This window comes from Rouxiella sp. T17, assembly GCF_036663475.1.
Lineage (GTDB): Bacteria > Pseudomonadota > Gammaproteobacteria > Enterobacterales > Enterobacteriaceae > Rouxiella.
In genome coordinates this window covers 100,141-124,934 of record NZ_JAWUEA010000007.1, presented here as the reverse complement: position 1 = coordinate 124,934, position 24,794 = coordinate 100,141, and the positions used below count along the sequence as shown (strand labels likewise).

Sequence of the window (24,794 nt, the reverse complement as noted above, 5' to 3'; positions counted from 1 at the left end):
CTGAAACAAGTTCAGCGATGCTCAAAGTTACTTCACATCATTCATAATGAATTACTGCTTGGTCACTCTAAGACTTGATATTTTTTGCCACCGAGGTGGCTGATATCGTCTTGTGAGTGCCCACACAGATTGTCTGATAAATTGTTAAAGAGCAGTGCCGCTGTTCGCAATGAATCTTATGCGGCGCGGGAGGTGCATAATACGCTTTCCCGCTGAAGAGTCAAGAGTTTTTCTTTCGAATCTTTCTTTTTCTCTTCCCGACCCGGCGACTTGGTTCTCGTTAGAGGAGTCGTTGTTCCCGGTCAGTGGAGGCGCATTATAGGGAGTTCTCGGAAGGCCGCAACCCCTTTTTTGAAAAAACTTTTCTGACCGCTGAATGTTTAATCAAAAGGTGTTTAAAGCGCCAATTGCTGGATACTTTTGAAGCCATACGCCTGCAAAACAGCCAGCAACCCTGCGGCTTGTTCGTCGAGCTTCATGCAATAGGCGATGCTTTCTATTTCCGTATCCGCCTTTTTTTCCGGTAAAGAAGTAAAAGCGGTCTCAATTAACCAGTGTGCACGACGCGCAATGGCCGATCCGGAGTCAATAAGTCGCGTTCCGTCCGGCAAAACCTGCGACAACTCTTCACTTAGCAGCGGAAAATGGGTGCATCCGAGCACCACAGTGTCTGGCGGCTCGCGCAATTTGAGCCAAGGATGCAAAATCTTCTTTAATAGAGGCAGCGAAACCTCTTCACCCTGCAACTTTGCCTCTGCCAATTCCACCAGCTCGGCCGATCCTAACAGCTGAATCTTGCAGTCAGTGGCAAAACGCGCAATCAGGTCATGAGTATAAGGACGCTGAACGGTCGCTCGGGTCGCCAGTAATCCTACAATGCCGTTACGCGTCAGTTTAGCCGCCGGCTTGATGGCAGGCACGACGCCCACAACGGGACAACTAAAACGGGCGCGTAATGCAGGAAGCGAAACGGTGCTCGCCGTGTTGCAGGCGATGATAATAATAGAAAGGGGATGACGACGGGCCACGGCGCTGACAATGTCCAGCACCCGCTCAACGATAAACGCTTCCGATTTCTCGCCATACGGAAATGCAACGTTATCGAATGCGTATATATAGTGTAAGTCCGGCAATAGCTGCCGGACTTCATGATAAACCGATAACCCGCCGACGCCTGAGTCAAATACCAGCGCCGTCGGGCGAGCCGGGACTACTGCGCTATCAGAAGGTATAGCTTCCAGAAAGGTAGTACTGGCGTCCTGGGGTTTCGTAGCCATAAACCGTCTCATAATCTTTATTAAGGAGGTTGGCAATTCTACCACGAACCGTCAGGCGAGATGTAACGGGATAAGCAGCAGCAAGATCCCACAGGCTCACGCCGCCCAGCTTCACTCTCTGGTAAGTATTGTAATCAGTATCATAGCGCTGGCCGAGATAATGATAGGTCACGGCCCAGTCGATTTGGGCAATCTGCCAGTCCAGCTCATATTTAACCTGCTGTTTGGCACGGCGTAGCAGCGGGTCATTGGTTTCGGCATCGCGAGCATCAACATAATCATATGAAAGCTGATGGCTCAACGGACCCGTTTCGAATGACGCCGTTGCCTCCACGCCCTTGATTTTCGCTTCACCGATATTGTAGTAACGATAAGTGTTCGGATCGCTATCAATCAGGTTATCAATTTCGTTCTTATAACCTCCTACTCGCCACGTGACCGGCCCCGTTAATCCTTCGAAAGCGCCTTCCCACTGCTTGCTCTCTTCGGGACGCAGATTTGGATTACCGTAGTACGCGCTGTAAACCTGTCCCAGATTAGGGGCTTTGTAGGCCGTACCGTATGAAGCGATAAAACGATAGCCGTCGATAAATTCGTAAGCCGCGCTGCTTTGCCACGTCGTGTGCTGACCAAACTGCGAGTTATCGTCGCTGCGCACCGCGCCTTCCACCGTTACCGGACCAAACAGCTGCTGCGTGGTGGCATAAACGCCGGTATTACGCTGCTCGTAACCTTCGGTCAGATAATTAGTGCCCGGTTCGGTCGTCTGTTTCTGCCAGTCCAGCCCTCCACTGACCGTACCGTGCCATGCCTGCAAGGTATTGCCCCACTGCACGTTATATTGGTCGATGTCATCGAGCGTGGCGGAGGAATCATAGCGGCCATAACGCGGGTCATAGTTATAGGTCTTGGTATGGCTATAGCTACCAATTAACTGAGTGGCATAAATACCCTCGTTATAACGCAGACCCGTATCCCACGTTTGGCTATAGAGCTGTTGGGTATCCAGTAACGCACTGCCCGGAGAATAATAGCCGTCGTAAGCCGTGCGGTTATCGAAACCGTAGCCACGAATAAAGCCGCTAATATTGTCATTAAAGTTATGCAGGATAGAGCCGTATAACGTTTTGCTCATGAAACCGTCGCGGTCCTGCTGCGACTGAGCGCCCGTATTGCCGTCGGCCACTACATCGTAGCCGTGGGTATAAGTATAATTACCGGCCAGCGTTCCGACGGTATCGTCGCCCAGCTGCTGCTGAGTGGAGGCGTCGTAAGACTGATAACCGTCGGAGCCTACACCCGCGCTCAACGTGGTGCCGTTCTTGTCGCGAGTGGTAATAATGTTAACCACGCCGCCGATGGCATCTGAACCGTAAACGGCGGAAGATGGCCCGCGAACGTATTCAATTCTCTGCACCAGCGAAATAGGGATCTGGCTTAAATCGGACGAGCCCGACACGCCCGCCTGATTTAAACGAATACCGTCGATCAGTATTAAAACGTGGCTGGAGTTTGTGCCCCGAATAAACAGCGAGCTTTGCTGACCCAGGCCGCCATTCTGCGCAATATCGACGCCGGGAAGACGGCGCATTACGTCAATCAAACTTTTAGATTGCCATAAATCTATTTGCTGACGGGTTACGACCGTGGTCGGTGCCAATACGGTAGAAACGGGCTGTGGAAAACGGTTCGCCGTGACCACCAGCTGATCGCTATTATCGCCTGCTTTGGAATCGTTATTTATCTGTGAATTACTCTCTTGCGCCCAGCCGGAAAATGCCGTGACGGAAAGAACCGTCAGCAGCGCATGCTTTTTAATTGTCATATCAACGCGCATCCAAACCTAATTAAGGATGCCGCAGAAAATCATCATCGTTATTCGCGACGATAATGAAAAATGCGACGGATTTCAGGCAGGTCTTCGGGCTTGGGAGTTGTTATTGACCTAAACACGCTGATTTAAGCTACATAACACCGGGCGTAAACTTCCCATCCTTATCTCTTATAAAAGAAGGACAGTGTTTTCATTATTACTATAAAAGGAGGAAAAGTAATAATGGGTACGCCGTGCTTTCCCCATACCGCTGCGCGACAGCTCCGGATTCACACCGGATTCCCTTTTAACTCAACGTTGGAGGCCTAGGATGAATCCTACGATCAACCCATTTGGAAATCTAGACTTCCGCTTCGCTCCGGCAAACTAAATACGACAAAACTGGACATCATCAGCACATTCCCTACAATCAGCGGGCAAAATGCACCACAATCCGCAACGTTCGCCCACTGACAAGACGTAAGACGAGAAGAGAAATGACGCCAGAAAACCTGCCCATTGAACAGTACGACGACCAACTGGCGGAAAAGACCGCCCGTCTCACGGCGCTAATGTCGCCATTTAATGCGCCGGCGGCCGAAGTTTTCCGTTCCCCTGTCAGCCACTATCGTATGCGCGCCGAGTTCCGCGTTTGGCATGACGAAGGCGATCTGTACCACATTATGTTCGATCAGCAGACCAAGGCGCGGATCCGCGTCGATCAATTTCCTGCTGCAAGTGAACTGATCAACCGACTGATGCCCGTGCTGCTTGAAGCCGTAAAGGTTGAGCCTGCACTGCGCCACAAGCTGTTCCAGATTGATTATCTTTCAACGCGCAGCGGCAAAATTATCGCCTCTTTGCTTTATCACCGTAAGCTCGACGACGTCTGGCAGCAGGCTGCCACTGCCCTGCGCGACCAATTGCGTCAGGACGGTTTTGACATTCAGCTGATTGGCCGCGCCGCCAAAACTAAAATCATGCTCGATCAGGATTACATCGACGAGGTGCTGCCGGTGGCAGGCCGCGAGATGATTTATCGTCAGGTTGAAAACAGTTTTACCCAGCCGAACGCCGCCATGAACATTCATATGCTTGAATGGGCGCTGGAAGTCACCGAAGGTTCAACGGGCGATTTGCTGGAGCTGTATTGCGGAAACGGTAATTTCTCCGTGGCGCTGGCGCGTAATTTTAACCGCGTTTTAGCCACCGAAATTGCCAAACCTTCCGTCGCCGCCGCGCAGTTTAATATCGCCGCAAACAAGATGGATAACGTCCAGATTATTCGTATGGCGGCTGAGGACTTTACTCAAGCGATGAATGGCGTGCGTGAATTCCGCCGTCTGGAAGGCGTGGATTTAAAAAGCTATCAGTGTGAAACCATTTTTGTCGATCCGCCGCGCAGTGGCCTCGACGACGACACCGTCAAGCTGGTTCAGGGTTATTCGCGCATCCTTTATATCTCCTGTAATCCGGAAACGCTGTGCGCCAATCTTGAAACCTTGCAGCACACGCATCGCGTGACACGCCTGGCGCTGTTCGATCAGTTCCCTTATACCCATCATATGGAATGCGGTGTCCTGCTCGAACGCCTTGATGCGTAACTGATTTGCTTTCAAATGAAAATGAAAAAGGGCAGCCCGCAAGCTGCCCTTTTCTATTTATGACTCTTCAAACTGTTGCTTTTCAAACTGTCGCTCTTCAAACGTCTTAGTTGCTCAAATGGCATCGCTATTCGAAAACCTATCAGGTCCGATTTTCTTTACGCTTTTTCATTCGATAGGCAATCCAGAACACTAGCACGACGCAAATGACCGACGGCAGGAAGTTGGAGCCAAGCTGCGGATATTCCGCGCGAACGATAGTGCTGTAAAGCAGTAAACCCAACACAAAACAGGCGGCGGCCAACTTTGGCATGCCAAGCGGCATTTCGCATTTTTGATAGCGCACGTGCAAACAGTAAACTGCCAGCACCAACGAAATAATCGGGAACACGGAAAACGCGACAACGGAGCTGAATAGGGCATCAAAGGCACCGTTAATCGATAATCCGGCAACCAGAGCCAGGACCAGGGTGCCATTATCCTGGCGTGGTTGTTCTGTCATCTTTTACTCCTTTTATCCTTAGCACAGTGAGCGACGGCAGCACGGGCTACCTGATTAACTCTTCATTAACTAAAAGTTTGTCATTAACTAAAAAGCTCGTCATTAACGAAAGAGCTTGCCACAACTTTTAGTCGCTGGGGATAGTCTCATCGTTAACTGATGTGTCAGCCGTTCTCTCTTGCTGGCGGCGATACCAATAATAGGCCCCTTTGGAAATCATCCGCAGCTGCAACACCAGGCGCTCTTCAAGCTGGCGACGCTGGGCGATATCGACATCCAGCGCTTCTGCACCGGCGTTGAACACAATAATTACCATTGCTTCGGCCTGCGCTTCGGTAAAGCTGCGCGGCATGTGATTTTCGAGTTGTAAATAGTCGGCAAGTTCCGCGATGAAATGCTGGATTTCACGGGCAACGGCGGCACGAAACGCGGCGGAAGTGCCCGAACGTTCACGCAACAGCAAACGGAAGGCGTTGGGATTGTTACCGATAAATTCCATGAAGGTTGAAACGGACGTGCGGATGACGCTGCCACCTTTGGCAATACGCTGCCGTGCCTGACGCATCAATTGACGCAGCATCAGACCACTTTCATCCACCATCGTCAGCCCGAGCTCATCGACATCACGAAAATGTCGATAAAAAGAGGTGGGTGCGATGCCCGCTTCGCGAGAAACTTCACGCAGGCTTAAACTGGCGAAACTGCGCTCAGCGCTGAGTTGGCTAAAGGCTGCCTCTATCAGCGAGCGGCGTGTACGCTCTTTTTGTTGTGCTCTTACGCCCATAACCTTCATCCGATAGTGTCTACTTACTCATTCGCCTGAATTTACGTCACTATACCAAATTTTTTCACAACGACCGTTATACTAACTTCAGCATAAAGTTCTTCTGAATGTTGCAACATTCCCACGAATAGACAACCGGCCGGTTGGAAATTAGGTCTATGATGTTACATTCTCGTTATGACTTTGTATAAATATAGGTTCCTCATCCATGCAACAGAATTATCATTTTGATGCCATCATAATTGGTTCCGGCCCCGGCGGTGAAGGCGCGTCGATGGGATTGGTGAAACAAGGCTCCAGAGTTGCCGTGATTGAACGCTATAACAACGTCGGTGGCGGCTGTACGCATTGGGGCACTATTCCTTCAAAAGCCCTGCGCCACGCGGTCAGCAGAATTATCGAGTTCAACCAGAATCCGCTCTACAGCGACGGTTCCCGAGCCTTAAGCTCGACCTTCCCTGATATTCTGCGCCACGCCGACACGGTAATTAATCAGCAAACCCGCATGCGAGAAGGCTTCTACGAGCGTAACCAGTGCAAACTGTTTGCCGGTGATGCCAGCTTTGTCGATGCTAACACTATTTCGGTCACCTATGCCGACGGTTCTCAAGACTTTGTTACCGCCGAACACATCGTGATCGCCTGCGGTTCGCGGCCTTATCGCCCTGCGACCGTCGACTTTACCCATCCGCGCATTTACGACAGCGATCTTATCCTCGGCCTTGAACACGAACCTCGTCACGTCATTATTTATGGCGCGGGCGTCATCGGCTGTGAGTACGCGTCTATCTTCCGTGGCCTTAACGTTAAAGTAGACCTTATCAACACCCGCGATCGCCTGCTGTCGTTCCTGGACCAGGAGATGTCAGACTCGCTCTCATATCACTTCTGGAACAACGGCGTGGTCATTCGTCACAACGAAGAGTTCGAGCGAATCGAAGGCGTCGACGATGGCGTGATCATGCACCTGAAATCGGGGAAAAAGCTGAAGGCCGACGCGCTGCTGTATGCCAACGGACGCACCGGTAATACCGATTCTCTGGGTCTCGACAAGATTGGCCTCGAAGCGGACAGCCGCGGTTTGCTCAAGGTAAACAGCATGTATCAAACCGCCCTGCCGCATATTTATGCCGTAGGCGACGTGGTCGGTTATCCGAGTTTGGCGTCTGCCGCGTACGATCAGGGCCGAATTGCCGCGCAGGCGATGATTCAGGGCGAAACCAAAGTCCGACTGATCGAAAATATTCCGACCGGCATTTACACCATTCCGGAGATTAGTTCCGTGGGTAAAACCGAGCAGGAATTAACGGCGATGAAGGTGCCTTACGAGGTGGGTCGCGCGCAGTTCAAGCATTTGGCGCGTGCGCAAATCGCGGGCATGAACGTCGGTAGCCTGAAGCTGCTGTTCCATAGAGAAACCAAAGAAATTTTGGGTATTCACTGCTTTGGGGAACGCGCCGCCGAGATTATTCATATCGGACAGGCCATCATGGAACAGAAAGGCGCCGGAAATACCATCGAGTATTTCGTTAACACGACCTTTAACTATCCAACAATGGCCGAAGCCTATCGCGTGGCGGCACTTAACGGATTAAACCGGCTTTTTTAACGCCCGCGCATCCATGTAAGTTTGCATGTGGGTTTTAATCGCTTCTGCCAGCTGTTCATAACGGCCACGCAGCGGCGAACCGGGGCGATAAACCAGAGCAATGGTGCGCTTCGGTACCGGTTTATCACAGGCTAAATAGGTCACACCGTCGCGGCTGCGCTCTTGAGGCACGGCCAGGGAAGGCAGCAGGGTAATTCCGCTGCCTGCGGCGACCATATTTCTCAACGTTTCCAAACTAGTCGCGCGGAAATGCGTGTCTTCGTCAGCGCCAGCCTGGAAGCAGAAACCCAGCGCCTGATCGCGCAGACAATGGCCATCTTCCAGCATCAGCAGCTTCTCTCCCGCTAACTCTGACATCGGCACGCGGTCCAGCGAGGCCCACGGATGATCGTCATAAACGGCCAGCTTCATCGGCTCGTCAAACAGCGGCACTTCAATAAATGCTTCACTCTCTTTTACCAATGCAAGGATCGCACAGTCCAGTTTGCCGCTGTCGAGCTGCGCCAACAGCTGCTGGGTCTGCGCTTCGTGCAGATACATTTCCAGTTTCGGAAACGTTTTATGCAGAGAGGGAATAATCTGTGGCAGCAAGTAAGGTCCGACGGTTGGAATAAGCCCGATGTGCAGCGGGCCGGACATCGCTTCGCCCTGCTGACTCGCCATCTCCTTCAGAACCTTGACTTCGCGTAATACGGTACGTGCTTGATCCACCAGCAATAATCCGGCCTGCGTGAACAACACCTTGCGGCTGGTTCTTTCCAGCAGCATCACGCCCAACTCATCTTCGAGTTTGCGAATCTGTCCGCTAAGCGTAGGTTGGCTGACGTGGCAGGAATCTGCGGCGCGACGAAAATGACGGAATTCGGCCAACGCGACCAGATATTCCAAATCACGGATATTCATACTTTCTCCCTTAACGAACCTTAATGCGATAGACGATAGCGATAGATAAGATAGCAATCAACGATTATATCTATCAAGATTATTAATGAATAATGTCTCCCATCGAAAGGCAACGCCTAAGATTGAGTTTCAAACGAATATCAACGAAGAGGTTATGCATGTTTTCAAGCCGTGAAGGAAAAACCGTACCACAAGTTACTTTCCATACTCGTCAAGGCGATCAGTGGATTGATACCACGACCGATGACCTGTTTAAAAATAAAACCGTGATCGTGTTTTCACTGCCTGGCGCGTTTACACCAACCTGTTCTTCAAGCCATCTGCCGCGTTACAACGAGCTGGCTAGCGTCTTTAAACAACATGGCGTCGACAGCATTTTGTGTGTCTCCGTCAACGATACCTTTGTGATGAACGCGTGGAAGGCCGAGCAAAACGCCGCCAACATTAATTTCATTCCAGACGGTAACGGCGAGTTCACCAAAGGCATGGACATGCTGGTCGAGAAAGCCGATTTGGGCTTTGGTCCACGTTCATGGCGTTATTCCATGCTGGTGCGTAACGGCGTGGTAGAGAAAATGTTCGTCGAGCCAAACAAGCCGGGCGACCCGTTTGAAGTGTCAGATGCCGACACCATGCTCAAGTATCTGGCTCCAGAATATCGCGTGCAGGAATCCGTATCGGTCTTCACCAAGCCGGGCTGTCCTTTCTGCGCCAAAGCTAAGCAAATGCTGCAAGAACGTGGCATTCAGTATGAAGAAGTTGTGTTGGGTAAAGATGCGACAACTGTCAGCCTGCGTGCGGTAAGTGGCCGCGCAACGGTGCCGCAGGTGTTCATCGGTGGTCGCCACATCGGGGGAAGCGACGATCTGGAACAGTTCTTTGCCGCCTGATAGCTTCAGGTTGACAAGAATCAGAACGTCTAATTAGAAAGAAAGTAGTGTATGAACGTTTAGCGGGCCTTTTGGCCCGCTTTTTTCATTTAGGCTTTTCACCTATAAAAACTTTTAGGCCAGACGCGCCTTGGCTTCGCGGATAGCCAGCGCAACCTGCTCGGGCGCTACGCCGCCTTTTGCATTACGTTTATCGAGGCAGGACTGCAACGCCAGAATCGCGTAAACGTCATCGCCGATGGTGCTGCTGAATTTCTGCAAATCGGCCAGCGGCAAGGCTTCGAGCGCTTTACCCTGACGGATAGCTTCAACCACGGCTTCGCCAACAATGTGGTGCGCTTCGCGGAACGGCACGCCTTTCGCGACTAGATAATCGGCCAGCTCGGTGGAGTTTGCATAACCCTGCTCGGCCGCTTCTTTACAGCGCGGACGTTTAACCTGAATGCCGTCGAGTACCAACACGGACATTTGAATGCAGTCCATCCAGGTGTCGAGCGCGTCAAACAGCCCTTCTTTATCTTCCTGCATGTCTTTGTTGTACGCCAACGGCAGACCTTTCAGGGTCATCATCATGCCGGTCAGCGCGCCCTGTACACGACCACACTTACCGCGAATCAGCTCGAGCGCATCGGGGTTTTTCTTCTGCGGCATCAGCGAAGAGCCGGAAGTCACGCGATCGGACAAATCGATAAAGCCTGCTTCGCCGGTATTGAAGAAAATCAGATCTTCGGCGAAACGCGACAGGTGAACCATGCTCATCGAGGCGTTAAACATCAGCTCGACAATGTGGTCACGGTCGGAAACGCTATCGAGGCTGTTGCGGGTTGCCGAAGCAAAGCCCAACCAGCCGGCCAGCTGTTCGCGATCGATGGGATACGCGGTACCGGCCAGTGCGCCGCTGCCCAGCGGGCTCACGTCGAGGCGGGTCAAGGTATCTTGTAAACGGCTTTCATCACGCGCCAGCATTTCGACATACGCCAGACACCAGTGAGCAAAAGTCACCGGCTGCGCACGTTGCAGGTGAGTGTAACCCGGCATGACGGCGTCTTGATTGGCTTCGGCAGTCTCAACCAGCGCGAGCTGTAAATGTTTGAGGGCAAGCTGCAAATCAATGACCTGCGCCTTACACCAGAGTTTAATGTCGGTCGCGACCTGATCATTACGGCTGCGTCCGGTATGCAGCTTTTTGCCGAGGTTACCGACTTTATCGATAAGCTTCAGCTCGACCCAGCTGTGAATGTCTTCGGCATCACTTTCAACAATCGCGCGAGGATTGGCACGCACCTCTTCCAGCAGAATGTTCAGCGCGCCTTCCAGCTGCTGCTGCTCTTCCGCGGTCAGTACATTAACGGTAACCAGCGCTTTCGACCAGGCGACCGAGCCCACGATATCCTGCTCTGCCAATCGATAGTCAAAACGCAGTGAATCATTCAGTTCTTTAAAACGCTGATCTGCTGCCTGACTAAAGCGTCCGCCCCATAATGCCATGATAATGCTCCCGACTTTGCTTGCTTGAAAAGTGATACCTAGAACGATGTTTCAAGCGTGCGAGCTGCCTCGCACGCTTGATGTAACGCGTAGTGCAAAAAGGCTGCTTACTTCTTGGCAGCGTTCAAAGCACGGATGCGTGAAGAGAGTGAGAACAGACGAATGAAGCCGCCAGCGTGGCTGTGGTCGTAAACTTCGTCTTCACCAAAGGTCGCAAACTCTTCGGAATACATGCTGTTAGGCGATTTTTTCTGGATTGCCGTCGCGGTGCCTTTGTACAGCTTAACCACAACTTCGCCATTCACGTCCTGCGCCAGTGAATCGGCAGCAGCCTGAATAGACTCACGCAGTGGCGCGAACCAGCGGCCATCGTAAACCACGTAGGACATTTCCTGACCCAGCTGCTCACGCCATTTGAAGCTGTCACGATCCAGAACCAGCTGCTCAACGCCGCGCAGTGCTGCCATCATGATGGTGCCGCCCGGGGTTTCGTAGCAACCGCGAGACTTGATGCCGACCAGACGGTTTTCGACGATGTCGATACGACCCACCCCGTGCTTAACGCCTAGATTGTTCAACGCTTCCAGACACTTGAACGGGCTCAGCGCTTCGCCGTTAACCGCAGTGATTTCGCCTTTCTCGACCTTGATGGTCACCAGCTCGGCTTCGTCTGGCGCATCTTCAGGTGCAACGGTCCAGGCCCAGCAATCTTTATTTGGTGCATTCCAAGGGCTTTCCAGCACGCCGCCTTCGGTAGAGATGTGCCACGCATTTTCGTCACGGCTGTAGATTTTTTCTAAAGAAGCGGTGGTTTTGATATTACGCTCTTTCAGGTAATCCAGCAGCGCTTCACGGGAACGCAGGTCCCACTCACGCCATGGCGCAACCACTTTCAGCTGTGGAGCCAGCGCGGTGTAGGTCGTTTCGAAACGAACCTGGTCGTTACCTTTACCGGTCGCACCGTGGCAAACGGCATCTGCACCAACTTTCAGCGCCAGCTCAACCTGTGCTTTAGCGATCAATGGACGCGCCATTGAGGTGCCCAGCAGGTAAGTACCTTCGTACAGCGCGCCGCTTTTCAGAACCGGGTAAACGTAGTCTTTGATGAACTCTTCACGCAGGTCGACAACGTGACACTCAGACGCGCCGGTATCCAGAGCTTTCTGCTCGATGCCTTCCAGATCTGCCTGATCCTGACCAATGTTGGCCACGAACGCCACCACTTCACAGTTACCGTAGTTCTCTTTCAGCCACGGAATGATCGCCGAAGTATCCAGACCGCCCGAGTAAGCCAGAACGATTTTGCTGATGCCTTGTGTTGCTGCCATGATAATTTCCTTAAAGATATTTGATTCATCGACGTCTTTAACGCCGCGATTTATTAAATTCTTAAAACTTATTATTACCCGAGTAATTGGTGCGGCAGCAAGGCAGCAAGTTCGATAATCCCGATGAGCTTACATAGGTAAGTGATTCGGGTTAGCGAGCGTAGCGAACGCCGCTGCGGCTCCAAGAACGACAGGTAATTTATGCGGTAATTCGAGTGCCGGTAGAAATCCCGTTAAAGAGAGCAGGAAGCTGTTCGGCATTACGCCAGCTGGCGATATCTACCGGGCGACCCAGCGAACGGGCGGCGTCCAGCGCGGCATTAACTTTCACTATCATGCCGTCGGTGATGATGCCCTGCTCGATCATTTCCTGCGCTTTTTCGGCACTCATTTCCGGTACGCGTTGACCCTGACCGTCAAGAATTCCGCTGACGTCAGACAGCAGAATCAGATCGGCACCCAGCGTGGCGGCCAGCGCGGTCGCGGCCTGATCGGCGTTGACATTCATCAGCGCGCCGTCGGCGGTAATGCCGATAGAGCTGACGATAGGCAAGTAACCCGCAGAAGTCAGCGTGTTGATAAGCGCTGGCGAACCGGCTTCGGCTTTACCCACAAAGCCCAACTCTTCATTCAGCTGCGTAACGCGAACGGAACCGCCGTCGGCCAGCGACAGGCCTACCGCATTAATATTGTTCTTCACCGCCCACGAGAGCAGCGTCTTGTTGGCGCTTCCGGCCAGCGCGCCGGTAATGATGTCAATCTGGTCGGCTGGCGTCACGCGCAGGCCCGACTTTTTGACTACCGGCAAGTTAAGACGGTTCATCAGGTCATCGACCAGATAGCCGCCGCCGTGAACGATCACCAAAGGCCGTTGAAATTCCTGACGATAGGCGACCAACGCCATGAACAGACGCTCAAGCGCTTCTTCGTTGTCGAGTAACACGCCGCCTAATTTAATGACCAATGGATTCATGCTGTTCACACCTATCGGATTCGGAATTCGTGAAGTTGCTTCTAATTTACCATCCCCGAGTCGATGAAGAAACGATTGCGGGGCGGTGATTTGTCTTATTCGGCAATGAATGAATTTTCACATTTAATGCCGTTTTATGCAATTTATTATATCAGCGAGGTAGACTCAGGGAAACCAAATCTGAGGTTTAAACACTGAACGGCTTGGGCAGAAGCGCCTTTCAGCAGGTTATCTTCGGCAGCGACGATAATGACGTGCTCGCCCTGTACTGCATAACCAATGTCACAGAATGGCAGGCCGACCACGTTTTTCAGCGCTGGCATGCCTTTATCGTACAAACGCACCATCGGTTTGTCGTGATAAGCACTCTGGAAGGCTTCAGCAACCTGTTCGGCGCTCACGCCCGGCTTCAGGCGACAGGTGGTCGTCGACAAAATACCGCGCGGGAAACTGCCCAAATGCGGGGTGAAAATGACCGGCGTGCCGAGATGGGTAGAGATTTCTGGATGATGACGGTGATTGAACACGCCATAAGCTTGCAGGCTGACTTCACAGAAACTGGTGCCGAGGCTGGCTTTACGCCCTGCGCCACTCACGCCGCTGGTCGCGTTGATTACCGGCCATTGATCCTGATTCAGCAGGCCTTTCTCCAGCAGCGGTTTGATCGACAGCTGCGCGGCGGTTGGATAACAGCCCGGCACGGCGATCAGCTGCGCGTCTTTCAGTTTATCGGCCTGCCATTCGGCCAACCCGTAAACGGCTTTGTCCAGCCAGTCCTGATGCTGATGCTCGAAACCGTAATATTGGGTGTAAAACGCGGGTTCTTTTACGCGGAATGCGCCGGAGAGATCGAAAACGGTGCAACCGAGGGCCAAGAATTGCGGGGCCAAATCGTGGCTGACTTCATGCGCGGTGGCCAAAAATACTACGTCGACGCCTTTCGCTGCTTCGGCCACGTTTTCCAGTGGTAAAACAGGCAGATCGAGAATCCCTTTCAACTGCGGGTGCAGATCGGAAAGCAACTTTCCTGCATCTGCACTTTGCGCTGAAACCGTTAAACCGGTTATGTTCATATGTGGGTGACGATTCAGATAGAGCGCGAGTTCCGCTCCCGCATAACCGGTGGCACCAACAATCAGCGTATTCAACATGGGCTCAGTTCACCTTCTTTTCAAAAAATAGAGGGCTCACTGCGTTAAATACGCCAGAAGCCCGCGAGATTCAGCCTGTTCGTCGTACTCCTTATAAATTTCGTCGTACTCTTTATAAATAGAGAAGTACTTATTTATAAGTGAGAAATATAAGTGAGAAATATAAGTGAAAACCCGCGTCATTTAGAGGTTTTCTTACGAACCGGCTTAATGTATTTTTATTCACATTAAATGCATGAATATTTATATTACCCTAACCAAAGGCTGTCAACAGTGAAGATGAAATTACCTCCTTTTATTGAGCTATACCGTGCGTTAATCGCCACGCCTTCGATCAGCGCCACCGACAGCGCGCTGGATCAGAGTAATGAAACCCTAATCAATTTGCTGGCAGGCTGGTTTACCGATTTGGGCTTCAAGGTCGAGATTCAGCCGGTACCCAATACGCGTAATAAATTCAACATGCTGGCCAGCATTGGTGAAGGGGCCGGCGGCCTGCTGCTGGCGGGTCATACCGATACCGTGCCTTTCGACGATGGCCGCTGGACGCGCGATCCGTTTACCCTGACCGAACACGAAAACAAGCTCTACGGTCTGGGCACCGCCGACATGAAAGGTTTCTTTGCGTTTATTGTCGATGCGCTGCGTGACATCGATACCGCCACGCTGACCAAGCCGCTCTATATTCTCGCCACCGCCGACGAAGAGACCACCATGGCCGGCGCGAGCTACTTCGCCAAAACGTCATCGATTCGCCCGGAATGCGCCATCATCGGCGAGCCGACCTCACTCAAGCCGGTGCGTGCCCACAAAGGCCATATTTCCAATGCGATTCGCATTACCGGCCAGTCGGGTCACTCCAGCGACCCGTCGCGAGGCGTCAATGCCATCGAACTGATGCACGAATCGATCACTCAACTTATGGGTCTGCGCAAGACGCTGCAAACGCGCTACAACCACAGCGGCTTCGCCATTCCCTATCCGACCATGAATTTCGGGCATATAAACGGGGGCGACGCGGCAAACCGTATTTGCGCCTGCTGCGAGCTGCACATGGATATTCGCCCTCTTCCTGGCCTGACGCTGTCAGATTTGGACGAATTGCTTAACGAAGCGCTGGAACCTGTCAGCAGCCGCTGGCCGGGCCGTGTAACAGTTGAGCAGTTGCATCCGCCGATTCCAGGTTACGAATGTCCGCCGGACCATCGTCTGGTTCAGGTGGTCGAAAAGCTGCTCGGCACTGAAACCGAAATCGTCAACTACTGCACCGAAGCGCCGTTTATTCAGGAACTGTGCCCGACGCTGGTTCTTGGCCCGGGTTCTATCGATCAGGCCCACCAGCCCGATGAGTTCCTCGACATGGCCTTTATCAAGCCAACGCGCGAGCTGATTACTCAAGTGGTGCATCACTTCTGCCATCACTGATTGCGGCGATCACCCGCTTCGTTGTTAAAAAATTGTAACTAAAAAGGGCATCTTCGGATGCCCTTTGATATTGTACAAAACGTCTGATTAGCCAGGCTAATAACCTACCGGCTGTAATTAAATTTCACCGACTTTCCACGATTCAGCCATTTTGTAATGAGAAAATTGGGGTTTTTACGGTAAGTTCTTACAGTACTAAATTTGGACAGTTTAAAAATTGCCATGAAGGCAGCGAGAAAAGAGGCGTTAGCGCCTTACGGGTGAAAGTTATTTACAAAACATAAAAATCAAACAAGAAACGGGTCAGAGGTAATATGAACGAACAATATTCCGCAATGCGAAGTAATGTCAGCACGTTGGGTAAACTGCTTGGCGACACGATTAAAGACACGTTGGGAGAACAGGTCCTTGATCGCGTTGAAAAAATCCGCAAACTTTCCAAATCATCACGTGCGGGTAACGAAGCCGATCGTCAAGAGTTGCTGACGACGCTGCAAAATTTATCCAATGACGAATTACTGCCGGTGGCGCGCGCTTTCAGTCAGTTTCTCAATCTGACCAACGTCGCGGAGCAGTATCACAGCATTTCTCCGCACGGCGAAGCGGCCAGCAATCCTGAAGCGCTGGCGCAGCTGATTGAGCGTCTGAAGTCAAAAAACCTCTCCGATCAGCAGCTGCGCGACGCCGTTGAGCAGCTCTCTATCGAGCTGGTTCTCACCGCGCATCCGACCGAAATTGCTCGTCGTACCCTGATCCACAAACTTGTCGAAATCAATAACTGCCTGAAACAGCTGGATCACAACGATTTGGCCGATTACGAGCGCAAGCAGATTATGCGCCGTTTGCGCCAGCTGATTGCTCAATCGTGGCACACCGATGAAATCCGTAAAATTCGCCCGACGCCGGTGGATGAAGCCAAATGGGGCTTTGCGGTGGTCGAAAACAGCCTGTGGGAAGGCGTGCCGGCTTTCCTGCGCGAGTTTAACGAGCAGCTCGAAACCTCGCTGGACTATAAAATGCCGGTCGAAGCCGTGCCTGTGCGCTTTACCTCCTGGATGGGCGGCGACCGCGACGGCAACCCGAACGTAACCGCCGCGATTACTCGTCACGTTTTGCAGCTCAGCCGCTGGAAAGCGACCGACCTGTTCCTGCGCGATATTCACGTGCTGATTTCCGAACTGTCGATGACCGAAGCGACGCCGGAACTGCGCGAACTGGCGGGCGGCGAAGACGTCGTCGAGCCGTATCGCACCATCATGAAAAATATTCGTACTCAGCTGCTCTCTACCCAAACCTATCTTGAAGCGCGCTTGAAAGGCGAAAAGCCGCCGCGCCCGAAAGATTTGCTGGTGAACAACGACCAGCTTTGGGACCCGCTTTACGCCTGCTATCAATCTTTGCAGGCCTGCAATATGGGCATCATCGCCAACGGCCAGCTGCTTGATACGCTGCGTCGCGTGCGCTGTTTCGGCGTGCCGCTGGTGCGAATCGATATTCGTCAGGAAAGCACCCGTCACACCGATGCGATTGCCGAAATCACCCGTTTCCTCGGCCTGGGTGACTATGAAAGCTGGTCTGAAAACGACAAGCAGGCTTTCCTGATCCGCGAGCTGAACTCCGCGCGTCCGCTGGTGCCCCGTAACTGGACGCCAAGCCCCGAAACCAAAGAAGTGCTGGATACCTGTCAGGTTGCCGCCGAAGCGCCGGAAGGTTCTATCGCGGCTTACGTGATTTCGATGGCGCGCACGCCGTCGGACGTATTGGCCGTGCATCTGCTGTTGAAAGAGGCCGGCTGTCCGTTTGCGATGCCGGTTGCGCCGCTGTTTGAGACGCTGGATGACCTGAACAATGCCGATTCGGTGATGACGCAGCTGCTGAGCATCGACTGGTATCGCGGCTTTATTCAGGGCAAGCAGATGGTGATGATTGGCTATTCCGACTCCGCGAAAGACGCGGGCGTAATGGCGGCTTCGTGGGCGCAGTATCGCGCGCAGGACGCGCTGATCAAGACCTGCGAGAAAGCGGGCGTGCTGCTGACGCTGTTCCATGGACGCGGCGGTTCTATTGGTCGCGGTGGCGCACCGGCGCACGCTGCACTGCTGTCACAACCACCGGGCAGCCTGAAAGGCGGCCTGCGCGTGACCGAACAGGGCGAAATGATCCGCTTTAAATACGGTTTGCCGGAAGTCACTATCAGCAGCCTCGCGCTCTATACCGGCGCGATTCTCGAAGCCAACCTGCTGCCGCCGCCAGAGCCGAAAGCCGCGTGGGTTGAGGTGATGGACCAGCTTTCCGACGTTTCCTGCAAGATGTATCGCGGTTACGTTCGCGAGAACAAAGATTTCGTGCCTTACTTCCGCTCCGCAACGCCGGAACAGGAACTGGCTAAACTGCCTCTGGGTTCGCGCCCGGCCAAGCGAAAAGCCAGCGGCGGCGTTGAAAGCCTGCGCGCCATTCCGTGGATCTTCGCCTGGACGCAGAACCGCCTGATGCTGCCCGCCTGGCTTGGCGCGGGTGCCGGCTTGCAAGCCGTGGTGGATGCCGGTAAGCGTGACGTGCTCGAATCGATGTGTCGCGACTGGCCGTTCTTCTCGACGCGTATCGGCATGCTGGAGATGGTATTCGCCAAGGCCGACCTGTGGCTGGCGGAGTATTACGATCAGCGTCTGGTGAGCAAAGATTTGTGGCCGCTGGGCCAGCAGTTGCGCGACCAGCTGAGCAGCGACATCAAAGTGGTGCTGGCTATCGCCAACGATGACCACCTGATGGCCGACCTGCCGTGGATTGCCGAATCGATCGCGCTGCGCAACGTCTATACCGATCCGCTAAACGTCCTGCAGGCCGAGCTGCTGCACCGCTCGCGCCAGCTCGAAGAGCAAGGCGAACTGGATGCCCGCGTTGAACAAGCCTTAATGGTCACCATCGCCGGTGTGGCCGCAGGCATGCGAAACACAGGCTAATTATTTACCCTTCATCTTTCGAACGGTAGCGGCGCTGGCTTCCCTCGCGCACCCCGGTCACTTACCTGTGTAAGTCCCCGGGGATTTACTCGGTCGCCGCCTTGCTACCCCTCGAAATCTTATGGATAACCCATTTCTACTATTAAAAAGCCAGCTCATCAGGAGCTGGCTTTTTAATAGTGATAACGGCAAGCAGCTATCAACACGTTGTTATCTAAAATCTCGTACACAAGCCGGTGCTCTTCGGTAATCCTTCGTGACCAGAATCCTGCAAGATTATGCTTTAGCGGTTCCAGTTTACCTCTTCCTTCAAAAGGCGTTCTTTGAATATCTTTAATTAATTCATTTATTCGTTTAAGTATTTTTTTATCCGTTTGCTGCCAATAAAGATAGTCACTCCACGAGTGGCTTGAGAACGTGATTTTCATTCATCAAGTTCTCTTTCGATACCTTTGCCCGATCTCAGCTCCTCTATAGAATTCATCAAATGTTTGGCGTTTGCAGGTGAACGTAGCAGATAAGCCGTTTCTTCCAGGGATTCATATTCTTCCAGAGACATCAACACGCAAGGCGCTCCATTTTGTCGAGTGATTAGGATTGGCGCACGATCTTCAACCGTTTGAACCATCGTAGCCGACAGGTTTTGACGTGCTTCGCTATAACTTATTGTTCTCATATTTACCTCTTCTCTGCTTTCACGTTTCACTCATTGTACTAAAATTAGTACAACTGACAGTAATTTGTACAACCCTCTTTTTCAAATGATTTTGAAAACAAAAAAAAACAGCTTTTCAAGGCTAGGTTTTATGAGCAGTGACCGGAGTGAACGAAAGCGGCCAACGCCGTTACAGCGCGAAAGATGCCGGTATCAAATACCGCGTAGATTTCGCGTTGTAGCAAGGCGGCAAATGAGAGAATCCCCGGGAACTTACACAAGTAAGTGACTAGGGCAAGAGAGGGAAGCCAACGCCGCTACAGCGCGAAAGATGCCGGTATTAAATACCGCGTAGATTTCGCGTTGTAGCAAGGCGGCAACCGAGCTTGTCCCTAGGAGCTTACACAAGTAAGTGACTAGGGCAAGAGAGGGAAGCCAACGCCGTTACAGCGCGAAAGATGCCAGTATTAAATACCGCGTAGATTTCGCGTTGTAGCAAGGCGGCAAATGAGAGAATCCGCGGGAACTTACACAAGTAAGTGACCGGGGTGAACGAGAGCGGCCAACGCCGTTACAGCGCGAAAGATGCCGGTATCAAATACCGCGTAGATTTCGCGTTGTAGCAAGGCGGCAACCGAGCTTGTTCCTAGGAGCTTACACAAGTAAGTGACTAGGGCAAGAGAGGAAAGCCAACGCCGCTACAGCGCGAAAGATGCCGGTATTTCGGGGCGAACGCCGAGAGTGTGGCAGATGGCATAACTCATTTCGGCGCGATTCAGCGTATAAAAATGGAAATCTTTCACGCCTTCGCGGCTCAAGATTTTTACCATGTCCATTGCGACGTTGGCGCCGACCATTTTGCGGGTTTCGGGGTCTTCATCCAGTCCTTCAAACATGCTGGTCATCCAGTTTGGCACGCGCACGTTGGTCATTTTGGCGAAACGTTGCAGCTGCTTGAAATTGGAAACAGGCAGGATGCCCGGCACGATTTCTACGTCGATTCCGGCCGATGCGCAGCGGTCGCGAAAACGCAGGTAACTCTCTACGTCGAAGAAAAATTGCGTGATCGCGCGATTGGCACCGGCTTCAATCTTGCGCTTCAGGTTGATCAAATCAGCCTGCGCGCTTTTTGCTTCGGGGTGAACCTCGGGATAAGCCGCTACGGAAATATCGAAATCGCCAACGTCTTTCAACAGACGCACTAAGTCAGTGGCGTACATGTCCGGCTTGCCGCTATTAGGTGGCAAATCGCCGCGCAAGGCAACGATGTGGCGAATGCCGCTCTGCCAGTAATCTTGCGCAATTTCGCGCAGCTCGGCAGGCGAGGCGTCGATACAGGTCAGATGTGGCGCGGCTTCAAGGCCAGTTCGCTCTTTAATGCCTTTGATAATGCTGTGCGTGCGGTCGCGCTCGCCCGAGTTGGCGCCGTAGGTGACAGAAACAAATTTCGGTTTGAGGCTGCTCAGGCGGTCGATCGATTTCCACAACGTATCTTCCATTTCGCTGGTACGTGGCGGGAAAAACTCGAAGGAAACGTTAATCTGACCCTGTAATTCGGCCAGGTTCTGGTTCAACGCTTCGCGCTGATTGGCGTGGAAAAAACTCATCGATCCCTACCTCTTGCATCACATCGTTTTAGTTATCATTGCCAACTAATAAGCGTCTAGACGTCTAAACGTATGGATGTAAAATGCGCGATTTTGGTTAAATAGTCAACAGCAAAAGCATGACGGATGATGATTAATTTTCAATCAAATTGAGAGAATTTCATGTTGGCGGGAGAGATGAAAATTCCCCCTGCGGCGTGAATGCGCAGGGGGAAAAAATTAAAGCAGCTGGGTCAAGCGGTTAAGGTCAGATTGAATAGCACCGGCGGTGACATCACGGCCTGCGCCGGGTCCACGGATGACTAACGGGTTATCGCGATACCAGCGGCTTTCGATGGCGAAAACGTTGTCACACGGCAGCAGAGAAGCCAGCGGATGATCTTCGCGCACGGCTTCAACGCCGACGCGCGCTTTTCCGTTGGCGTCGAAACGCGCCACGTAACGCAGCACTAATCCCATCTCTTTGGCGGCTTCGAGACGCTGCAACATTTGCTCGTTAAGCGCTTCGCCACATTCAAAGAACTGATCCACGGAGCCGTTAATGCAACCTTCCGGCACCAGCGATTCGACGCGCACCTGATTAGGCTCGATGTCGTACCCCGCCTCGCGCGCCAGAATCACCAGCTTGCGCATGACGTCCTGACCGGAGAGGTCGACGCGCGGATCGGGTTCGGTCAGGCCTTGCTGCCAGGCGAGATCCACCAGCTCGGTAAACGGCTGCGTGCCGTCAAACTGCAAGAACAACCACGACAGCGTGCCGGAGAAGATGCCGCTGATCGCCAGAATGCTGTCGCCGCTTTCGCGCAGATCACGCACGGTATGGTTGATAGGCAAACCCGCGCCGACGGTGGCGTTATAAAGCCAATGGCTGCCCGTTTTAGCGAAGGCATCGCGAATTTGGCGATACTTGTTGCTGTTAGATGCGCCCGCGACCTTGTTGGCGCTGATCACGTGGAAACCGTAGCTGGCGAAATCCAGATACTGATCGGCGAGATCGGCGCTGGCGGTAACGTCGAGCACCACTAAATCGTCGAAAGGATGGGCGCGCATCCACAGGAACAGCGACTCTTCGTCGTGTTCGCGCGCTTCATCATTGTAGAAAGCCAACGCGCGGCTGGCGTCGAGTCCGTCGTAGCTCAGCAGGCTGCGTTTGCTGTCGACCACGCCGGCCAGCACGAATTCAAAGCCGCTGCGGGCGGAAATATTTTTCTGCTCGCGGGAGAAAAGCTCAAGCCAGCGCGAGCCGATATTGCCTTTGCCGAACAGCATCAGGCCGATACGTTTCTCGGCGCGGAACAGGGTTTTGTGCAAACCTTGCACCAGATTTTCGGTTGGGCCGACGCGCAAAACAGCGACGAGGCTGATGTCATCTTCGGCCTGCCAGACAAATTCCACCGGCTGATCTTTTAATTCCTGATAGAAACGGTGGCTATGCAGCGGATTTTTACACACGCCTGCGCCGACCATCGCGACCAGCGCCAAACCTTCTCGCAGCGTTAAACGGCCCGGCAGCGCGGCCTCTTCCAGCACGCTCAACGCGCTGTTCACCACTTCGGAGGTGTAGCAAAGTTGCAGCTGATTGCGGTCGGCGTGCACGCCAATCGCCAGCGGTTTGATCTGCGCGCGTTTGAGCAGCAGCTCAACTTCTTTATGTGCGTGGGCAAAATCGTGACCGGCGGCGATATCTACTTCAATCAAACAGATATCATCGTGGCTGGTGACGATTTTCGCGCCGGAACCGGATGCCAGCACGCGTTCGATGCGCGTTGAACCCTGCTCGGGCTGATAACTGCAACGCAGCTGGAGGTCGATATCACTGTTGGACACGGGCTGCAAGGTGCGGGTGTGCAGCACCGGCGCGGCCAATCGTGCCAGCTCGCTGGCTTCATCGAGGCGCAGCAGCGGCAGCAGGCAGGCATCTTTGACCTTGCGCGGGTCAGCGCTGTACACGCCCGCGACGTCGCTCCAGATAGTCACGCGATGCACGCCCGCCAGTGCGCCAATCTGCGTGGCGGAATAGTCGCTGCCGTTACGGCCAAGCAGCACGGTTTCGCCCGCGTTATTACGCGAGATAAAACCGGTTACTACTAAATATTGATGCGGATGCTGCGAAAGCAGCTGTTGCAGCAGCGGATAAGAGCGGCCTTCGTCGACCTGAGGCTGCGCCGCGCGTTCCGCACGCAGGAAATCGCGGGCATCGAGCCAGGCGGAAGGCAGATCCATGGTCGACAGCAGCGCCGACATCAGACGCGCCGACCAGACTTCGCCCTGCCCAACCACTTCGGCATAAATCGCGTCGGTGATTTTGCCGTCAAGCAGCACGGCCAGACGTTCAAGGTCGTGAATAAAGGAGGCGATCAGCGGTTCAGCCATTTCGGCGGGAAGCAGGCCGGTAATCAAATCGCTCTGATAACGGCGCAGCGCCTGCTGCACCTGATGGGCGGATATTCTGTCGCTCTGGCTGAGTTTCAGCCAGCTAATCAGTTGGTTAGTCGTGCTGCCTGCGGCAGAGACCACCATAATATCGCCAGGATTACCGTATTCGGCCATGATACCGGCCACGCGAAGATAACACTTCGCATCGGCCAGACTGCTACCGCCAAATTTGTGTAACTGCCGACTTCCTGCCGGCGCTGCAACCGCTATCGCACTCATTACTTACCTCTTTGCCGCCGACTGGAAAGCCTGTTCCAGATCGGCAATTAAATCTTCGCTATCTTCAAGACCGACAGACACTCGGAGCAGGCTGTCGGAGATCCCTGCGGCAGTACGTGCTTCCGGAGACATGCCCGCGTGGGTCATGGTCGCGGTATGTGAAATCAGGCTTTCGACGCCGCCGAGTGATTCGGCCAGCGTGAACAGCTTCAATTCAGCCAGGAAATGACGCAGCGTTGCCTCGTCTCCGTTGAATTCGAAACTGACCATCGCGCCAAAACCGCTTTGCTGACGACGGGCAATCTCGTGGCCCTGATTTTCCGGCAAGGAAGGATGATACAGCTTTTTAACCAACGATTGTTTCTGTAAATAAGCAACAATCGCGAGTGCATTTTCCTGCTGTTGTTTAACGCGCACGCCAACGGTACGCAGGCCGCGCAGCAGCAGATAGCTATCAAAAGCGGCACCGGTCACGCCGATGTTATTGCCCCACCACGCCAGCTCGGTCGCATGCTCGGCCGTTTTGGAAATCACGGTTCCGGCAACCACGTCGGAATGACCATTCAGATATTTGGTGCAGGAATGGACGACGAGATCGGCACCGAGCTTCAACGGCTGTTGCAGCACCGGGCTCAGGAAGGTGTTATCTACCACGGCCAGCGCGCCAGCTTCGTGGGCCGCATCACAAATCGCTTTAATATCGACCACGCGCAGCAAAGGGTTGCTCGGCGTTTCAATCAGCACTAACTTGGGTTGCTGCGCCAGAGCTTCACGCAGGGCAATCGGGTCTCCCTGATCGACAAACAGCACGCGATAGGCTCCGCGCTTGCTCAGGCTGTCGAATAAACGATAGCTGCCGCCGTAGCAATCGTGCGGCGCCACCAGCAGATCGCCCGGCTTGAGGAACACGGTACAGACCAAATGAATCGCAGACATCCCGCTGCTGGTCAGCACTGCACCCGCGCCACCCTCCAGATCGGCCAGCGCGCGCTGAACGACATCACGGGTCGGATTTCCGCGGCGTGAATAGTCGTGAGCTCTTGGCTGGTTAAAATCGGCGAAATTATAAGTGCTGGAGAGCGTGATAGGCGGAACGACGCAACCGTACTGCTCGTCGATGTTGAGTCCACTGCTAACTGCGATGGTGCCTTGCTTAAGCGTCATAATAAT

Annotated in this window: 19 protein-coding genes and 1 riboswitch; of the genes, 5 read left to right on the top strand and 14 right to left on the bottom strand. The window is 53.2% G+C overall.

The window, feature by feature from the left end:
* Positions 1 to 395: 395 nt before the first annotated feature.
* Together murI and btuB are read right to left on the bottom strand one after the other, a co-directional pair.
* Positions 396 to 1,277, bottom strand: coding sequence for a glutamate racemase (gene murI, locus SC206_RS01870; protein ID WP_332733621.1), 882 nt, complete (start codon positions 1,275 to 1,277; stop codon positions 396 to 398).
* Positions 1,222 to 3,102: a TonB-dependent vitamin B12 receptor BtuB gene (gene btuB / locus SC206_RS01865; protein WP_332733619.1), complete on the bottom strand. Its 1,881-nt coding sequence runs from the start codon at positions 3,100 to 3,102 to the stop codon at positions 1,222 to 1,224. The genes murI and btuB overlap by 56 nt, the downstream gene beginning before the upstream one ends.
* Before the next feature lie 70 nt (positions 3,103 to 3,172).
* Positions 3,173 to 3,435: riboswitch (cobalamin riboswitch) on the bottom strand.
* A 152-nt stretch (positions 3,436 to 3,587) separates the two neighbouring features.
* On the opposite strand from btuB, the gene trmA reads away from it, so the two are divergent.
* Positions 3,588 to 4,694 (top strand): tRNA (uridine(54)-C5)-methyltransferase TrmA, encoded by a 1,107-nt coding sequence (gene trmA, locus SC206_RS01860; RefSeq protein ID WP_332733617.1) that lies wholly within the window; start codon positions 3,588 to 3,590, stop codon positions 4,692 to 4,694.
* Between the two features lie 142 nt (positions 4,695 to 4,836).
* On the opposite strand, the gene SC206_RS01855 is transcribed toward trmA, so the two are convergent.
* Together SC206_RS01855 and fabR are read right to left on the bottom strand one after the other, a co-directional pair.
* Positions 4,837 to 5,196: a YijD family membrane protein gene (locus SC206_RS01855; protein ID WP_332733615.1), complete on the bottom strand. Its 360-nt coding sequence runs from the start codon at positions 5,194 to 5,196 to the stop codon at positions 4,837 to 4,839.
* Between the two features lie 127 nt (positions 5,197 to 5,323).
* The gene (gene fabR / locus SC206_RS01850; protein ID WP_332733614.1) at positions 5,324 to 5,980 is read right to left on the bottom strand and encodes an HTH-type transcriptional repressor FabR; all 657 of its coding nucleotides are present in this window, start codon (positions 5,978 to 5,980) and stop codon (positions 5,324 to 5,326) included.
* 208 nt (positions 5,981 to 6,188) lie between these two features.
* Between fabR and sthA the strand changes: the two genes are divergently transcribed.
* Positions 6,189 to 7,589 (top strand): Si-specific NAD(P)(+) transhydrogenase, encoded by a 1,401-nt coding sequence (gene sthA / locus SC206_RS01845; protein WP_332733613.1) that lies wholly within the window; start codon positions 6,189 to 6,191, stop codon positions 7,587 to 7,589.
* On the opposite strand, the gene oxyR is transcribed toward sthA, so the two are convergent.
* Positions 7,572 to 8,492: a DNA-binding transcriptional regulator OxyR gene (gene oxyR, locus SC206_RS01840; protein ID WP_332733611.1), complete on the bottom strand. Its 921-nt coding sequence runs from the start codon at positions 8,490 to 8,492 to the stop codon at positions 7,572 to 7,574. The two genes, sthA and oxyR, sit on opposite strands and share 18 nt — an antisense overlap.
* Positions 8,493 to 8,650: 158 nt before the next feature.
* Here oxyR and SC206_RS01835 point away from each other — a divergent pair, with 158 nt between their 5' ends.
* The gene (locus SC206_RS01835) at positions 8,651 to 9,382 is read left to right on the top strand and encodes a glutathione peroxidase (RefSeq protein ID WP_332733609.1); all 732 of its coding nucleotides are present in this window, start codon (positions 8,651 to 8,653) and stop codon (positions 9,380 to 9,382) included.
* Positions 9,383 to 9,496: 114 nt separating this feature from the next.
* Here the strand turns inward: SC206_RS01835 and argH are convergent, their stop codons facing one another.
* The 4 genes from argH to argC all read right to left on the bottom strand — a co-directional run bounded on the left by argH (position 9,497) and on the right by argC (position 14,322).
* On the bottom strand, positions 9,497 to 10,870 hold the full coding sequence (gene argH, locus SC206_RS01830) for an argininosuccinate lyase (RefSeq protein WP_332733607.1): 1,374 nt from the start codon (positions 10,868 to 10,870) through the stop codon (positions 9,497 to 9,499).
* 107 nt (positions 10,871 to 10,977) lie between these two features.
* Positions 10,978 to 12,198 (bottom strand): argininosuccinate synthase, encoded by a 1,221-nt coding sequence (locus SC206_RS01825; protein ID WP_332733604.1) that lies wholly within the window; start codon positions 12,196 to 12,198, stop codon positions 10,978 to 10,980.
* A 199-nt stretch (positions 12,199 to 12,397) separates the two neighbouring features.
* Positions 12,398 to 13,171, bottom strand: a complete 774-nt coding sequence (gene argB / locus SC206_RS01820; RefSeq protein ID WP_332733602.1) for an acetylglutamate kinase — start codon at positions 13,169 to 13,171, stop codon at positions 12,398 to 12,400.
* Positions 13,172 to 13,317: 146 nt separating this feature from the next.
* Complete coding sequence (gene argC, locus SC206_RS01815; RefSeq protein ID WP_332733600.1) at positions 13,318 to 14,322, bottom strand: N-acetyl-gamma-glutamyl-phosphate reductase; 1,005 nt, start codon at positions 14,320 to 14,322, stop codon at positions 13,318 to 13,320.
* A 273-nt stretch (positions 14,323 to 14,595) separates the two neighbouring features.
* On the opposite strand from argC, the gene argE reads away from it, so the two are divergent.
* Both argE and ppc read left to right on the top strand, forming a co-directional pair.
* Positions 14,596 to 15,747, top strand: coding sequence for an acetylornithine deacetylase (gene argE, locus SC206_RS01810; protein ID WP_332733598.1), 1,152 nt, complete (start codon positions 14,596 to 14,598; stop codon positions 15,745 to 15,747).
* 314 nt (positions 15,748 to 16,061) lie between these two features.
* Entirely contained in the window at positions 16,062 to 18,707 is a 2,646-nt protein-coding gene (ppc, locus tag SC206_RS01805) for a phosphoenolpyruvate carboxylase (protein WP_332733596.1), read from the top strand.
* 173 nt (positions 18,708 to 18,880) lie between these two features.
* On the opposite strand, the gene SC206_RS01800 is transcribed toward ppc, so the two are convergent.
* The 5 genes from SC206_RS01800 to metB all read right to left on the bottom strand — a co-directional run bounded on the left by SC206_RS01800 (position 18,881) and on the right by metB (position 24,788).
* A complete protein-coding gene (locus tag SC206_RS01800) occupies positions 18,881 to 19,135 on the bottom strand; it encodes a Txe/YoeB family addiction module toxin (RefSeq protein WP_332733594.1) in 255 nt (84 codons plus the stop codon).
* Positions 19,132 to 19,383, bottom strand: a complete 252-nt coding sequence (yefM, locus tag SC206_RS01795; RefSeq protein ID WP_332733591.1) for a YoeB-YefM toxin-antitoxin system antitoxin YefM — start codon at positions 19,381 to 19,383, stop codon at positions 19,132 to 19,134. The genes SC206_RS01800 and yefM overlap by 4 nt, the downstream gene beginning before the upstream one ends.
* A 677-nt stretch (positions 19,384 to 20,060) precedes the next feature.
* Positions 20,061 to 20,969, bottom strand: a complete 909-nt coding sequence (gene metF / locus SC206_RS01790) for a methylenetetrahydrofolate reductase (RefSeq protein ID WP_332733589.1) — start codon at positions 20,967 to 20,969, stop codon at positions 20,061 to 20,063.
* 219 nt (positions 20,970 to 21,188) lie between these two features.
* The gene (locus SC206_RS01785; RefSeq protein WP_332733587.1) at positions 21,189 to 23,624 is read right to left on the bottom strand and encodes a bifunctional aspartate kinase/homoserine dehydrogenase II; all 2,436 of its coding nucleotides are present in this window, start codon (positions 23,622 to 23,624) and stop codon (positions 21,189 to 21,191) included.
* Between the two features lie 3 nt (positions 23,625 to 23,627).
* A complete protein-coding gene (gene metB / locus SC206_RS01780; RefSeq protein ID WP_332733585.1) occupies positions 23,628 to 24,788 on the bottom strand; it encodes a cystathionine gamma-synthase in 1,161 nt (386 codons plus the stop codon).
* Positions 24,789 to 24,794: the final 6 nt, after the last annotated feature.

Coding starts and splice junctions, on each gene's coding strand:
- SC206_RS01800 (WP_332733594.1), bottom strand. CDS start 19,135: ATGAAAATCACGTTCTCAAGCCACTCGTGGAGTGACTATCTTTATTGG.
- murI (WP_332733621.1), bottom strand. CDS start 1,277: ATGGCTACGAAACCCCAGGACGCCAGTACTACCTTTCTGGAAGCTATA.
- SC206_RS01825 (WP_332733604.1), bottom strand. CDS start 12,198: ATGGCAGCAACACAAGGCATCAGCAAAATCGTTCTGGCTTACTCGGGC.
- argH (WP_332733607.1), bottom strand. CDS start 10,870: ATGGCATTATGGGGCGGACGCTTTAGTCAGGCAGCAGATCAGCGTTTT.
- metB (WP_332733585.1), bottom strand. CDS start 24,788: ATGACGCTTAAGCAAGGCACCATCGCAGTTAGCAGTGGACTCAACATC.
- SC206_RS01855 (WP_332733615.1), bottom strand. CDS start 5,196: ATGACAGAACAACCACGCCAGGATAATGGCACCCTGGTCCTGGCTCTG.
- argB (WP_332733602.1), bottom strand. CDS start 13,171: ATGAATCCATTGGTCATTAAATTAGGCGGCGTGTTACTCGACAACGAA.
- fabR (WP_332733614.1), bottom strand. CDS start 5,980: ATGGGCGTAAGAGCACAACAAAAAGAGCGTACACGCCGCTCGCTGATA.
- SC206_RS01785 (WP_332733587.1), bottom strand. CDS start 23,624: ATGAGTGCGATAGCGGTTGCAGCGCCGGCAGGAAGTCGGCAGTTACAC.
- argC (WP_332733600.1), bottom strand. CDS start 14,322: ATGTTGAATACGCTGATTGTTGGTGCCACCGGTTATGCGGGAGCGGAA.
- yefM (WP_332733591.1), bottom strand. CDS start 19,383: ATGAGAACAATAAGTTATAGCGAAGCACGTCAAAACCTGTCGGCTACG.
- sthA (WP_332733613.1), top strand. CDS start 6,189: ATGCAACAGAATTATCATTTTGATGCCATCATAATTGGTTCCGGCCCC.
- oxyR (WP_332733611.1), bottom strand. CDS start 8,492: ATGAATATCCGTGATTTGGAATATCTGGTCGCGTTGGCCGAATTCCGT.
- ppc (WP_332733596.1), top strand. CDS start 16,062: ATGAACGAACAATATTCCGCAATGCGAAGTAATGTCAGCACGTTGGGT.
- SC206_RS01835 (WP_332733609.1), top strand. CDS start 8,651: ATGTTTTCAAGCCGTGAAGGAAAAACCGTACCACAAGTTACTTTCCAT.
- trmA (WP_332733617.1), top strand. CDS start 3,588: ATGACGCCAGAAAACCTGCCCATTGAACAGTACGACGACCAACTGGCG.
- metF (WP_332733589.1), bottom strand. CDS start 20,969: ATGAGTTTTTTCCACGCCAATCAGCGCGAAGCGTTGAACCAGAACCTG.
- btuB (WP_332733619.1), bottom strand. CDS start 3,102: ATGACAATTAAAAAGCATGCGCTGCTGACGGTTCTTTCCGTCACGGCA.